Origin of the sequence: Embleya sp. NPDC056575 (assembly GCF_042793325.1) — a bacterium.
GTDB lineage: Bacteria > Actinomycetota > Actinomycetes > Streptomycetales > Streptomycetaceae > Embleya.
On sequence record NZ_JBHTVA010000040.1, the window covers coordinates 13,287 to 26,553 of the forward strand.

General features: G+C 71.8%; 9 protein-coding genes. 7 read left to right on the forward strand and 2 right to left on the reverse strand.

Going from position 1 to position 13,267, the window contains the following annotated elements:
- Positions 1 to 43: 43 nt before the first annotated feature.
- Positions 44 to 1,048, forward strand: coding sequence for an alpha/beta hydrolase (locus ACFRCG_RS28715; RefSeq protein ID WP_380036693.1), 1,005 nt, complete (start codon positions 44 to 46; stop codon positions 1,046 to 1,048).
- On the opposite strand, the gene menC is transcribed toward ACFRCG_RS28715, so the two are convergent.
- Together menC and ACFRCG_RS28725 are read right to left on the reverse strand one after the other, a co-directional pair.
- Positions 1,038 to 2,147: an o-succinylbenzoate synthase gene (gene menC, locus ACFRCG_RS28720; RefSeq protein WP_380036695.1), complete on the reverse strand. Its 1,110-nt coding sequence runs from the start codon at positions 2,145 to 2,147 to the stop codon at positions 1,038 to 1,040. The genes ACFRCG_RS28715 and menC overlap by 11 nt on opposite strands.
- Positions 2,144 to 2,947, reverse strand: a complete 804-nt coding sequence (locus tag ACFRCG_RS28725; protein WP_380036697.1) for a GNAT family N-acetyltransferase — start codon at positions 2,945 to 2,947, stop codon at positions 2,144 to 2,146. Before ACFRCG_RS28725 ends, menC begins: the two co-directional genes overlap by 4 nt.
- A 697-nt stretch (positions 2,948 to 3,644) precedes the next feature.
- Here ACFRCG_RS28725 and ACFRCG_RS28730 point away from each other — a divergent pair.
- From ACFRCG_RS28730 to ACFRCG_RS28755, 6 genes are all read left to right on the forward strand, one after another.
- Entirely contained in the window at positions 3,645 to 4,673 is a 1,029-nt protein-coding gene (locus ACFRCG_RS28730; RefSeq protein ID WP_380036699.1) for an ABC transporter permease, read from the forward strand.
- A gap of 80 nt (positions 4,674 to 4,753) precedes the next feature.
- On the forward strand, positions 4,754 to 6,583 hold the full coding sequence (locus ACFRCG_RS28735; protein WP_380036701.1) for an ABC transporter substrate-binding protein: 1,830 nt from the start codon (positions 4,754 to 4,756) through the stop codon (positions 6,581 to 6,583).
- A gap of 71 nt (positions 6,584 to 6,654) precedes the next feature.
- Positions 6,655 to 7,653 (forward strand): ABC transporter permease, encoded by a 999-nt coding sequence (locus ACFRCG_RS28740; protein ID WP_380036703.1) that lies wholly within the window; start codon positions 6,655 to 6,657, stop codon positions 7,651 to 7,653.
- Positions 7,650 to 8,747, forward strand: a complete 1,098-nt coding sequence (locus ACFRCG_RS28745; protein ID WP_380036705.1) for an ABC transporter ATP-binding protein — start codon at positions 7,650 to 7,652, stop codon at positions 8,745 to 8,747. Before ACFRCG_RS28740 ends, ACFRCG_RS28745 begins: the two co-directional genes overlap by 4 nt.
- 74 nt (positions 8,748 to 8,821) lie before the next feature.
- Positions 8,822 to 9,910 (forward strand): ABC transporter ATP-binding protein, encoded by a 1,089-nt coding sequence (locus tag ACFRCG_RS28750; protein ID WP_380036843.1) that lies wholly within the window; start codon positions 8,822 to 8,824, stop codon positions 9,908 to 9,910.
- Between the two features lie 44 nt (positions 9,911 to 9,954).
- Positions 9,955 to 13,122, forward strand: a complete 3,168-nt coding sequence (locus ACFRCG_RS28755; protein ID WP_380036707.1) for a LuxR C-terminal-related transcriptional regulator — start codon at positions 9,955 to 9,957, stop codon at positions 13,120 to 13,122.
- Positions 13,123 to 13,267: the final 145 nt, after the last annotated feature.

Consider the following 13,267-nt stretch of genomic DNA (forward strand, 5'->3'; position numbering starts at 1 on the left):
GACGGACATTCCAGGCCACGCAGTGCTCGTGATCGGAGCCGACATGACCCCGCTTCCTCCGCCGATCAAGCCCTACCTCGAACCCGCCGCGCAGGAGTTGTGCGACGCCACCGCCCCGCATCCGCGGATCTACGAAGTGCCGCCCGAGAAGGGCCGCGACATCCTGCTGGGGCTGCAGAGCGACCCGAGTGTGCCCCGGCCGGACGTCGACGAGGAGTGGGTCGACGTGGACGCCGACGAGTGGGGCACCGTCCGCACCCGCGTCATCCGACCCAAGGGAGCCACCGGCGCGCTGCCGGTGGTCTTCTACATCCACGGCGCCGGCTGGGTCTTCGGCGACGACCGGACCCACGACCGCCTCTTCCGCGAACTCGCCGTCGGCGCGGGCGCCGCGGGCGTCTTCCCCGTGTACGACCGGGCGCCCGAGGCGAAGTACCCCACCCAGGTCGAACAGAACTACGCCGTGGGCCGGTGGGTCCTGGAGCACGGCACGGAACACGGCCTGGACACCTCACGGATCGCCGTCACCGGCGAATCGGTCGGCGGCTGCATGGCGACGGTGTTCGCGCTGATGAACAAGGAGCGCGGGGGCATCGACCTCAAGGCCCAGGTCCTGCTCTACCCGGTGACCGACGCCGATTTCGACACCCCGTCGTACCTGCAGTTCGCGGAGGGCTACTACCTCACCCGCGACGGCATGAAGTGGTTCTGGGACGCCTACACCACCGACCCCGCCCAACGCGCCGAACCGCACGCCTCCCCGCTGCGGGCGACCCTGGATCAACTCAAAGGTCTCCCGACGACCCTGGTCGTCACCGACGAGGCCGACGTCCTGCGCGACGAGGGCGAGCAGTACGCCAACAGGCTGCGCGAGGCCGGCGTCGACGTCACCTCCGTCCGCGTGGCGGGCATGGTCCACGACTTCCTCCTGCTGGACAGCCTGCGCGACACCCGCGCCGCGAACGTCGCCCGCACCCTCGCCGTCAACGCCCTGCACACAGCCCTGCACGGCAACCGACCCGCCGCGGCCCCACCCCCTACATCTTGATCCACTCGACCGACGTGGTCACCGCGTCGAGGATGTCGGGCAGGGGTTCGACACCGAGGCCGGGGGCGGTGGGGACGTCGAGGTGACCGTCGGAGAGCACGAAAGGCTTCGTGATGTCCGTGGCGAAGTATCGGCCGGACCCGGAGGTGTCGCCCGGGAGGGTGAAGCCCGGCAGCGCGGCCAGGGCCACGTTGGCGGCGCGGCCGAGGCCGGTCTCCAGCATCCCGCCGCACCAGACGGCGACGCCGTGGGCCCGGGCGAGGTCGTGGATGCGGCGGGCTTCGAGATAGCCGCCGACGCGCCCCGGCTTGATGTTGACGACGGAGCAGGCGCCGAGGGAGATGGCCGCCGCCGCGTCGGCCGCGGACGTGATGGATTCGTCCAGGCAGATCGGGGTGCGCAGCTGCTTGGCCAGCGCGGCGTGCCGGACCAGGTCGTCGTTGGCCAGGGGCTGTTCGATCAGCTGGAGGCCGAAGTCGTCCAGTGCGGCGAGGTGTTGCGCGTCCGAGAGGGTATAGGCCGCGTTGGCGTCGACCTGCAGCGGCAGTTCGTCGCCGAAGCGCTCGCGCACCGCGCGTACCGGAGCGAGGTCCCACCCGGGCTCGATCTTCAGCTTGATCCGCACGTAGCCCTCGGCGATGTACCCCTCCACGGCGTCGAGGAGTTCGGGCACGGAGTCCATGATCCCGACCGAGACGCCGCAGGGCACCCGGTCCCGCGCAGCGCCCAGGTAGGAGCCGAAGGACTCGTCGGCGGCGCGCAGACGCGCGTCCAACACCGCCGTCTCCAGCGCGGACTTCGCCATGCGGTGGCCGGTGAAGGGCGCCATGACCCGGGCCGGCTCGTGCACGTCCAGGCCGTCCTTCGGCAGGGCGGGGATCAGGAACCGGCGCAGCACGTGTTGGACGCCGTCCACGTACTCGGAGGAGTAGCGCGGCTCGGACATGGCCCCGCACTCGCCCCACCCTTCGTGGTCGGCGGTGACGACACGGACCAGCAGCACGTCGCGGGTGGTCTCCACGCCGAAGGAGGTGCGGAACGGGGTGACGAGCGGCATCGCGATCCGACGCAGTTCGATGCCGTTGATCTTCGTCTTCATGACTGGTGCTCCTGTACCGGGGGGCGGACACGGGTGGTGGTGGCGGTGCCGCGTCGCACCACGTAGCGGCGGCGTTCGTGGAAGCCGACGACGCGGGCGCCTTCGGCGAGCAGACCGCCCAGGGTGGCCCGTACGGCCAGCCGCCAGGCCCGGGCGGTGCCGGGGTCGGTGAGGCGCAGCGCCTCGATGTCGTCGGGGAGGTCGACGAGTACGGTCTCGGCGTCGGTCGAGGCGGTCTCCGGGCGGCCCTGGTGATTGCGCACGCCGTGGGCGGCGCCGAGCGGCGGTTCGACCGCTGCGGGCGGGGTGGGCGCGGTGAGGTCCCAGGCGACCAGGACCCGGTCGGACTCGTCGCCGCCGTTGATGGTGTCGTGCATCGCGCCGTAGAAGGACGGCACGTACTCCTCCGGCAGTGCGCCGAGTTTGGTCAGATTGAAGTGGGCGTTGCGGCGGATGAGCGGGTCGTAGGTCCAGGTGATGCGGCGTAGTCGATGGGCGAGCGCCCACTGGCGCTGATGCATCTTGAGGGCGAGGCCCACGCCGCGCCCCACCACGGAGCCGGTGATGTGCGAGTGCAGGCTGGTGCCGACGGGTTCGCCGAAGAAGCCGACCGACGCTCCCACCAGACGACCGTCCTCGTACGCTCCCGCCACGTAGTTCCCGGTGTACGCGAGTGCCCGCAGGACCTCGGCGGAGATGGGTGAGTTGCCGGGTCGGGACCCCCAGATGCCGGCATAGAGGAGGCTCACCGCATCGAGGTCCTCCATCATGCGCAGTTCTCGGATTGTGGATCCGTTCATCGCAGTGCTCCGACTGGGTGGGCCGGCGGCCGGGCAGGGGCCGGCACGGTGGCGGTGAGGGCATGTGGGTGATCGGTGTGCGCGGCGCGGCCGGCCGCGCACGGGGGCGTCGGGCGCAATACCCCACCCCGGCGGGGTGGTTGCCGTATCGGGCCGCGCGGAAGCCGTCCGCCGCGGTGGGCCGTGGCCGAACGCGTTCACGTCACTTCGGCAGGTTAGAACCGGCGGGGTTCCGGCGCCTTTGTTTCGGGCTACCGGGATACGCCCGCCGATTTGTACGCCGGAACAATCGGGGCGGGTCGGCCGCGCGGCGGAATTCCCGCGCGCCGGAGATTCGGTATTCCCGTGCCCGCGCGCGGTTCGGGCGCGCGCGTATCCGTTAATTCCGGGAGTTTTCCGGGATCCGGACCCCCGGTATCGCGCCGGCGCGCCTCTTTGGCCGGGCATACAAAGCATTCGAGGAATCTCTGGACGGGCATCACATGCCTCCGGCGGATCCAGGGGCCACGCTTTCCGCAGGCACAATCCGGCAAACGTACGGCGGGCCCGTCCCGCCCCGCGGGAAGTGCCGGTGTGAGCGGTGGCGAATCCGCGCTCCGGTCCCGATGGCCGAGCTCCGCGGCGCGGTGTGCTCGTCCCGCGCCCGTGCGCATCCATTACGGTCCGGCCGGCGCCGGTCGAGAGGGGTCCCTGTCAGATGACGGCACCATTGCACGAGCCGACCGCGAAGGCGGCCCCGAGCCCGGTCGCGGCGGCCCCCGGCGCGGTCGACGAAGCGGCGGCGGTCGGGGGCAACAGCGAGCCCGTACAGGGCCGTTCGCCGGCGCGGATCGCCTGGGATCGGCTCAGGCGGGACAGGTTGGCCCTGGCGGGCGGCGCCGTCATCCTCGCGCTCGTCGTGATCGCGGTGTTCGCGCCGGTGATCTCGAACCTGATCGGACAGGATCCGGACGTCTTCCACGAGGACACGATCGACCCGCTGTTCGGCACTCCCAAGGGATCCCTCGGCGGCATCAGCGGCGAGCACCTGCTGGGCGTGGAGCCGGTCAACGGCCGGGACATCCTCGCCCGTATCCTCCACGGCGCCCGGATCTCGCTGCTCGTCGGCTTCCTGTCCGCCCTGGTGGCGGTCGTCCTGGGCACGGTCCTGGGGATTGTGGCCGGCTTCTTCGGCGGTTGGGTGGACGCGGCCGTCAGCCGCGTCATGGACGGTCTGCTCGCCTTCCCACAGCTGTTGTTCATCATCGCGCTGGTCTCGGTCATGCCGAACGACATGCTGGGCATGACCGGTTCGAGCGTCCGCGTCTTCGTGATGATCCTGGTCATCGGTTTCTTCGGATGGCCCTACATCGGGCGCGTGGTGCGCGGCCAGACGTTGTCGATGCGCGAGCGCGAGTACGTGGAGGCCGCCCGAGCGCTGGGTGCCGGGCGTTTCCACATCCTGGCCAAGGAATTGCTGCCCAATCTCGTGGCCCCGATCGTCGTCTACACGACGATGATGATCCCCACGAACATCCTGACCGAGGCCGCGCTCAGCTTTCTGGGTGTGGGCGTCAAGCCGCCCACCGCCTCGTGGGGACAGATGCTCTCGAACGCGATCGACTACTACGACTCGGATCCGCTGTACATGATCGTTCCGGGCGCGGCCATCTTCACCACCGTTCTTGCCTTCAACCTCTTCGGCGACGGCGTGCGCGACGCGCTCGACCCCAAGGGCTCGCGCTGAACCGCCGTACCCCAGGCCACCCGAGGCGACCCGAGGCACTTCACCCGGGGTCCCGCACGCAATCCGGAGGATCCGAGATCGTGACTATCCGACACGCCCCAGGGCGACGCACGCAGGCACTGGCCGCCGCGGCCGTGGTCGCAGGACTGCTGACCACGACGGCGTGCGGCGGCGGTGGCGGCGACAAGGCGAGCGCGGCCGGCTACGACGCCGCCACCACCAAGGTCGTGAACGCCGCCACGACGAAGGGCGGCACCCTGAGATTCGCCGGCACCCAGGACGGCGACTCGTGGGACACCACCCGCAGTTACTACGGCTTCGCCTGGAACTTCATGCGCTTCTACAGCCGCCAACTGGTCACCTACAAGACCGAGCCCGGCAAGGCGGGCGCCACGCTGACCCCCGACCTCGCCACCGACGGGGGCAGGGTCTCGGACGACGGCAGGACGTACACGTTCACCCTGCGCGACGGGGTCACGTGGGAGGACGGCAAGCCGATCACCACCAAGGACGTCAAGTACGGCATCGAACGCCAGTGGGCGCAGGACGTGTTGTCGGGCGGTCCGGTCTACCTCAAGGACGTCCTCGACCCCGACGGCGAGTACCACGGCCCCTACCAGGACGAGTCCGCCGACAAACTCGGCCTGAAGACGATCGAGACACCCGACGACAGGACGATCGTCTTCCGTCTGCCGCAACCCAACAGCGACTTCCCACAGATGCTCGCGATCCCGTCGGCCTCCCCGGTGCGCCAGGACAAGGACACCAAGTCCAAGTACGGCCTGCGCCCGTTCTCCAGCGGCCCGTACCGGTTCGAGTCGTACGAGCCGGGCAAGGGCTTGGAACTGGTCCGCAACCCGCAGTGGAAGGAAGCCTCGGACCCGGTCCGCAAGGCCTACCCGGACGCCGTGAGTGTCAAGTTCTTCTCCAACGCCAACGACATGGACCAGCGGCTGATCGCCGGCGACTACGACCTGGATCTCGGCCAGTCCGGCCTGTCGCCGCAGGGCCGCCAGACCGCGCTCAAGCAGCACAAGGGCAACCTGGACAACCCGCTCTCCGGCTACGTCCGCTACGCGACCTTCCCGCAGAACGTGAAGCCGTTCGACAACGAGCACTGCCGCAAGGCGGTCATCCACGGGGCCGACCACGTGTCCCTGCAGACCGCGCGCGGCGGCCCCGTGGCCGGCGGCGACATCGGGACCAACATGTTGCCGCCGTCGGTCCCGGGCGCCCAGGGCGTCACGTACGACCCATACGACATGGCGGGCGCCGACCGCAACGGCAACGTCGCCAAGGCCAAGCAGGAGTTGGCGGCCTGCGGCAAGCCGGACGGCTTCACCACCACCATCGCCGTACGCAACAACAAGCCGGTCGAGGTGGCCACCGCCCAGTCCCTGCAGGCGTCGTTGAAGAAGATCGGCATCGACGCGCAGATCGACCAGTACGACGGCTCGCAGACCTCCGGCATCGTCGGCAGCCCCGACAACGTGGCGAAGAAGGGCTACGGCATCGTCATCGACGGCTGGGCCGCCGACTTCCCGTCCGTCCAGGGCTTCGGCCGGCCGCTGTGGGACGGCAAGTACGTGCTGGAGAGCGGCAACGTCAACTACGCCCTGATCAAGGACCGGACGATCGACGACCTCTTCGACGCCTACGCCAAGGAGCCCGACGAGGGCAACAAGGGCCGGATCGCCGCGCAGATCAACCACAGGGTCATGGAGGGCGGGTACTACCTGCCCTTCACGTACGAGAAGTATCTGAACTGGCGCGGCGGGCGACTCGCCAACGTCTACATGACGGACGCCTACAACGGCTACGACTTCGTCAGCCTCGGTCTGAACTCCACGAAGTCCGCGAAGTCCGCGAAGTCTGTGAACTCCGCGAATCCGTCGAAGACTTCCCAGTGAACCCCGGCCACCCGTCGAACGGCACGAAAGGCAGGTGAAGGCCGGCGCGGCATGACCGCGGGCCGTCAGCTGTGCTCACTTACCTGATCAGGCGGCTGTTCGCCGCCGCAGTGATGCTGGTGGTCATCATCATGGTGGTCTTCGGCATCTTCTTCCTGGTCCCCGAATGGACGGGCGTCGACATCGCCACGAGCTTCGTGGGCAAGCAGGCCGACCCCGCCGCCGTCGAGGCCGTGCGGGACAAGCTCGGCCTGAGCGAGCCCATCCACGTCCAGGCGTGGGAGTTCTTCAAGGGCGTCTTCGCGGGCCGCACCTACTCGACCGGCGGCGATGTCGTGCACTGCTCCGCGCCGTGCTTCGGCTACTCGTTCAAGAGCGAACAGGCCGTCTGGCCGGTGCTGACCGACCGTTTCCCGGTGACCCTGGGACTCGCGCTCGGCGCCGCCGTGTTGTGGTTGGTCTTCGGTGTCGCAGCGGGCGTGCTCTCCGCGCTCAAGCGCGGCAGCCTGTGGGACCGCGGCGCGATGGTCGCCGCCCTCGCGGGGGTGTCCCTGCCCATCTACTTCACCGGCATGCTCTCCCTGGCGACCTTCGCGTTCGGACTCGAGTGGCTCGACGCGCAGTACGTGCCGTTCGGCCGGGATCCCGGCGGCTGGTTCGGCGGCATGATCCTGCCGTGGATCACCCTGGCCTTCCTGTACGCGGCGATGTACGCGCGCATCACCCGCGCCACCATGATGGAGGTCCTGGGCGAGGACTACATCCGTACCGCGCGCGCCAAGGGCCTGCCTGAGCGGACCGTCATCGGCAAGCACGCCATGCGCTCCACGATGACGCCGGTCCTGACCATGCTGGGCATGGACCTCGGCGCGCTCATCGGCGGCGCGGTCCTGACCGAGTCGACGTTCAACCTGCCCGGCCTCGGGCAGGCCGTGCTGAACGCCATCCGGAACCAGGACCTGCCGATCATCCTGGGCGTCGTCCTGATCACCTCCCTCTCGGTGCTGCTGGCCAACCTCCTGGTGGACGTGCTCTACGCCGTGATCGACCCCCGAGTGAGGCTCGCATGACCACCTCCGACCCGAGCACCGCCGTATCCGACCGGCCCGCCGGCGCCTCGACCGCGCCGCGCCCCTTCCTGGACGTGCGCGACCTGCGGGTGCACTTCCCGACCGACGACGGCCTGGTCAAGTCCGTCGACGGGCTCAGCTTCCACCTGGAGAAGGGCCGGACCCTGGGCATCGTCGGCGAGTCGGGCTCCGGCAAGTCGGTGACCTCGCTCGGCATCATGGGCCTGCACACGACCGGGCGGTACGGCAGGCGCAAGGCGCGGATCTCCGGCGAGATCTGGCTGGACGGCACCGAGTTGTTGTCGGCCGGACCCGAACACGTACGCAGGCTGCGGGGCCGCCGGATGGCGATGATCTTCCAGGATCCGCTGTCCGCGCTGCACCCCTACTACACGATCGGCCGGCAGATCGTCGAGGCGTACCGGATCCACCACGACGTCGACAGGAAGACCGCCCGCAAACGGGCGGTGGAGATGCTCGACCGGGTCGGCATCCCACAGCCGGACAAGCGGGTCGACGCCTATCCGCACGAGTTCTCCGGCGGCATGCGCCAGCGCGCGATGATCGCGATGTCCCTGGTGAACAACCCCGAACTGCTCATCGCGGACGAGCCCACCACCGCCCTCGACGTCACCGTCCAGGCGCAGATCCTCGACCTCGTCGTGGATCTGCAGAAGGAGTTCGGCTCCGCGGTCATCGTGATCACCCACGACCTGGGCGTCGTCGCCGAACTCGCCGACGACATCCTGGTGATGTACGCCGGCCGCTGCGTCGAACGCGGCCCGGCGGAACGGGTGTTCCACGAACCCAGGCACCCTTACACCTGGGGTCTGCTCGGCTCGATGCCGCGCCTGGACCGTGAGCAGCAGGACCGGCTCGTCCCGGTCGAGGGCTCCCCGCCGTCCCTGATCAACCTGCCGTCCGGCTGCGCCTTCCACCCGCGTTGCCCGTACGCGGACGTGCCGAAGGACGACGTCACCCGCACGATCCGCCCCGAACCCACCGAGGTCGGCGAGCGGCACTGGGTCGCCTGCCACCTGACCCGGGAGCAGCGGGAGCGGATCCGGACCGAAGAGATTGCGCCGAGGTCGTGAGCGAGAACGCGGAGGACGACGCAGTGAGCAACCCTGTGCGAGGGGACGGCGAACGGGCCGGTGGGGTCGGCGCGTTGGACACCGGCGGTAAGGTCGGCCGCGCCGAGGCCGCCGTGCCCGGCGAGGTCCTGCTGAAGGTGGCCGGGCTGCAGAAGCACTTCCCGATCCACAAGGGCCTCTTCCGGCGCCGGGCCGGCGCGGTGCGCGCCGTCGACGGCATCGACTTCGAGGTGCGCTCGGGCGAAACACTGGGTGTGGTGGGGGAGTCGGGCTGCGGCAAGTCGACTATGGGCCGGCTGATCACCCGCCTGCTCGAACCGACCTCGGGCACGATCGAGTTCGAGGGCGAGGACATCACCCGCCTCGGCGTGCGGGGCATGCGCCCGCTGCGCCGGGACGTGCAGATGATCTTCCAGGACCCGTATTCGTCGTTGAACCCGCGCCACACCACCGGCACGATCATCGGCGCCCCGTTTCGGCTCCAGGGGGTCGAGCCCGAGGGCGGCGTCAAGAAGGAGGTACAGCGACTGTTGTCGGTGGTCGGCCTCAGTCCCGAGCACTACAACCGCTACCCGAACGAGTTCTCCGGCGGTCAGCGCCAGCGCATCGGCATCGCCCGCGCGCTGGCCCTCAGGCCGAAGCTGGTGGTGGCGGACGAGCCGGTGTCGGCGCTCGACGTGTCGATCCAGGCCCAGGTCGTCAACCTCATGGACGACCTGCAGCGCGAACTGGGCCTGACCTACGTGATCATCGCGCACGACCTGTCCGTGGTCCGGCACGTCTCGGACCGGATCGCGGTGATGTACCTCGGCAGGATCGTCGAACTCGCCGACCGGGAACCGCTCTACCGGGCGCCGATGCACCCCTATACCAAGGCGCTGATGTCGGCCGTCCCGATCCCGGACCCGCGGCGCCGAAGGGACCGGAGCGAGCGCGTGCGGCTCGAAGGCGACGTGCCCTCGCCGATCGACCCGCCGAGCGGCTGCCGCTTCCATACCCGGTGCTGGAAGGCGACGTGGGTCTGTACGACGGCCGAGCCGACGTTGGAGGAACTGCGGCCGGGGCAACAGGTGGCCTGCCATCACCCGGAGAACACCGCCGAGCAGGCCCCGCAGGACACCGGCGCGGCCACGCCGGCACGGGTGACGCCGACTCGTGGGTAACACCCGTGCGGGCGGGGCCGCGGGCCCCGGATAAGTTGACCTTCGTGCTCCACGGACGAACACCCCACATCGCCGCCCTCGAAGCCCTGGTCCGCGCCGCGGCCCGGGGCCACGGGGGCGCGGTCGTGCTGGTCGGCGACATCGGGACCGGAAAGAGCGCCCTGCTCGACGCCGCCGCCGAAACCGCGATGCGCGTACCGCCCGGTGCGGGGGCGGAGGCCGGGACCGGGGTGCGCGTGGCGCGCAGCGACGAGGCCGAGACCGGGGCGCGCGTGCCGCGTGGCGACGATGCCGAGACCGCGGTGCGCGTGCCGCGCGGTGCCGGAGCGGAGGCCGGGGCCGGGGCGCGCGTGGTGCGTGGCGCCGGCGTGGAAGCCGGGACCGGGGTGCGCCTCCCGCGTGGCGACGACGCTGAGGCCGCGGTGCGCGTGCCGCGCGGTGCCGGGACCGAGGCCAGGGCCGGAGTGCGTGTGGCGCGCAGCGACGAGGCCGGGACCGGGGCGCGCGTGCCGCGTGGCGACGATGCCGAGACCGCGGTGCGCGTGCCGCGCGGTGCCGGGGCGGAGGCCGGGGCCGGGGGGCGTGTGGTGCGTGGCGCCGATGGGGTGGGTGGGGTGCGGGTGTTGCGGGGGGCCGGGGTCGAGTCGGAGGCTCGGTTGCCGTACGCGGGGCTGCATGTCGTGCTTCGGGAGGCGCTGCATCTGGCCGACCGGCTCCCCCGGCATCAGGCCGAGGCGCTGCGCCACGCCGTGCACGGGACCGCCGCCGATCCGGCCGCGCCGGGCGACTACGACCGGTTCCTCGTCGGCGCCGCCGCGCTCAGCCTGCTCGGCGAACTCGCCGACGAGCAGCCGCTGCTCGTGCTCGTCGACGACGCCCACTGGCTCGACCAGGAGAGCGCCGACGCCCTGCTGTTCGCCGCGCGCCGGCTCGCGGCCGAGCCCGTGGCGATCGTCTTCGCCGCGCGCGACGGGTCGGCCGACTTCGACGCGCCGGGGCTGCCCGTGCACCGTCTGGAGCCGCTCGACGACGACGCCGGCACCGCGCTGCTCGACCGGCACGCCCCCGGTCTCACCCCGGCCGTGCGCCGCAGGCTGCTGCGCCGGGCGGCCGGGAATCCGCTCGCCCTGGTCGAACTCGCCGCCGCGCTCACGCCCGGCCTGCGCACCGAGGCGGACCTGCTCGACGACCACGAGATCGCCGTGCTGCCCGCGTCCTGGCGCGTGCGACGCCTGTACGACGAACGCATCGCGACCCTGCCCGCCGCCACCCGCACCCTCCTCACCCTCGCCGCGGCCGACGACACCGGCGACCCCGCCCTCGTACTGCGCGCGGGACGCGAACTCGGCGCCGTGCCCGACGATCTCGAACCGGCCGAACAGGCGGGGCTGATCCACCTCACCCCGACACATCTCGCGTTCCACCATCCGCTCGCCCGCGCGGCGGCCTATCACGGCGCCACCCTCGGCCGGCGCAACGCCGCCCACCACGCGCTCGCCGCGGCGCTGCCCGAGAGCGACCGCGACCGGCAGACCTGGCACCTGGCCGCCGCCACGGTCGGCCACGACGCCGCCGTGGCCGACCGGCTCGAGGAGACGGCCGAACACTTCCGCGCCCGAGGTGGGCGCGCGACGGTCGCCACCGCGTACCGGCGAGCGGCCCAACTCACCGAAGACCCGCGACGGCGCGCCCACCGGCTCACCCAGGCCGCGCTCGCCGCCGCCGAGGCGGGCCGGCCCGAGACCGCCGCCGCGCTCGCCGAGGCCGCCGCGCCGTACGCCGACGGTCCGGCGGTGACCGCCAGGCTCGCGTCGATCCGCGCCACCGTCGAACACACCGCCGGACGCCCCGACGCCGCCCGCCTCATCCTCGTCGAGGCCGCCCGCGCCACTGCGCCACACGACCCGGACACCGCCGCCGGAATCCTCTTCGAGGCCGTCGCCGCCGCCTGGGACACCCCGGATCCGGCCGGCGCCACCACCGGCATCCTCGACACGCTCGCGGGCCTCGACTTCGGCGCCGGCCCCGCGCACACCGGCGCCCTCGCCCTCCACCACCTCGCCACCGGAAACCCCGAGGCCGGCCACCCCCTCCTGCGCCGTTTCACCGACGGCACGCGGGCCGCGGGCGACACCCGCCCGCTCGCGGACGAAACCCGCCTCCAGGGCTGGGACATGCTCCTCGGCGACTACCGGGGCGTGCACGACCGGGCCGAAGTCCTCGAACGGCGGGCCCGCGAGCAGGGTGCGATCGGCATCCTGCCCACGCTGCTGCTCCGGCTCGCCCGCTGCCGGCTGTTCCTCGGCCGCCACGAGCACGCGCACAGCACCGCCGTCGAGGGCCTCGACATCGCCCGAAGCACCGCCAACCACCACCACGAGGCCATGCTCCACGGCGTGCTCGCCGTCCTCGCCGCGATCGACGGCGACGAGGACGGGTATCACGCCGCCGCCCGCCACGCCGGCGCCGGCGGCGGGCCCGCCGTCTGGACGGCCTGCGCGGAAGCCCTCCTCGACCTCGGCCGGGGCCGCCACGAAACCGCGCTGACCCGGCTCACCGACATCGCCGACGGCCCCCGCGCCCACGTCGCCGTCGCCATCCACGGCCTGGCCGACCACGTCGAGGCCGCCGCCCGCCTCGGCCGCCCCGACGAAGCCCGGCGCACCGCCGAGCGGTTCACCACGTGGGCGCACGGCACCGGCACCCCGTGGGCGCACGCCGTCGCGCTGCGCTGTCGGGCCCTCCTCGCCGCCGACGACACCGCCGGCGACCTGTACCGGTCCGCCCTCGAAGCCCACCGCGGCGACGGCCGGCCCTTCGAAGCCGCCCGCACCGAACTCCTCTACGGCGAATGGCTGCGCCGCAACCGTCGGCGCGCCGCCGCCCGCACCCACCTCACGGCCGCCCGCACCGCCTTCGAAACGCTCCGGGCCGGCCCGTGGCAGCACCGCGCCGCCGCCGAACTCCGCGCCGCCGGCGCCCCCGCGGCCGGCCCCGTCGACACCGGCGGCCACACCGACGCCACCACGCGGCTCACCCCGCAGGAGTTGCACGTCGCCCGTCTGGCCGCCACCGGGCTCAGCAACCGCGACATCGGCGCCCGCCTGTTCCTCAGCCCCCGCACCGTCGGCTACCACCTCTCCAACGCCTACCCCAAGCTCGGCATCACCTCCCGCGCCGCGCTGGGCACCCTCGACTGGCCGACCGCCTGACCGCGCACGCCCGGGATCGCAACGGCGTTCGCGAGGATCGACAACACCCCGGCAACCCGGTATCCACCCCGGTCATTCGACGGATCCGCCGCGCCCCGCGCGCGCCTACCGTCGTGCTCGCAACGCCGATCACCACATCGGCCCA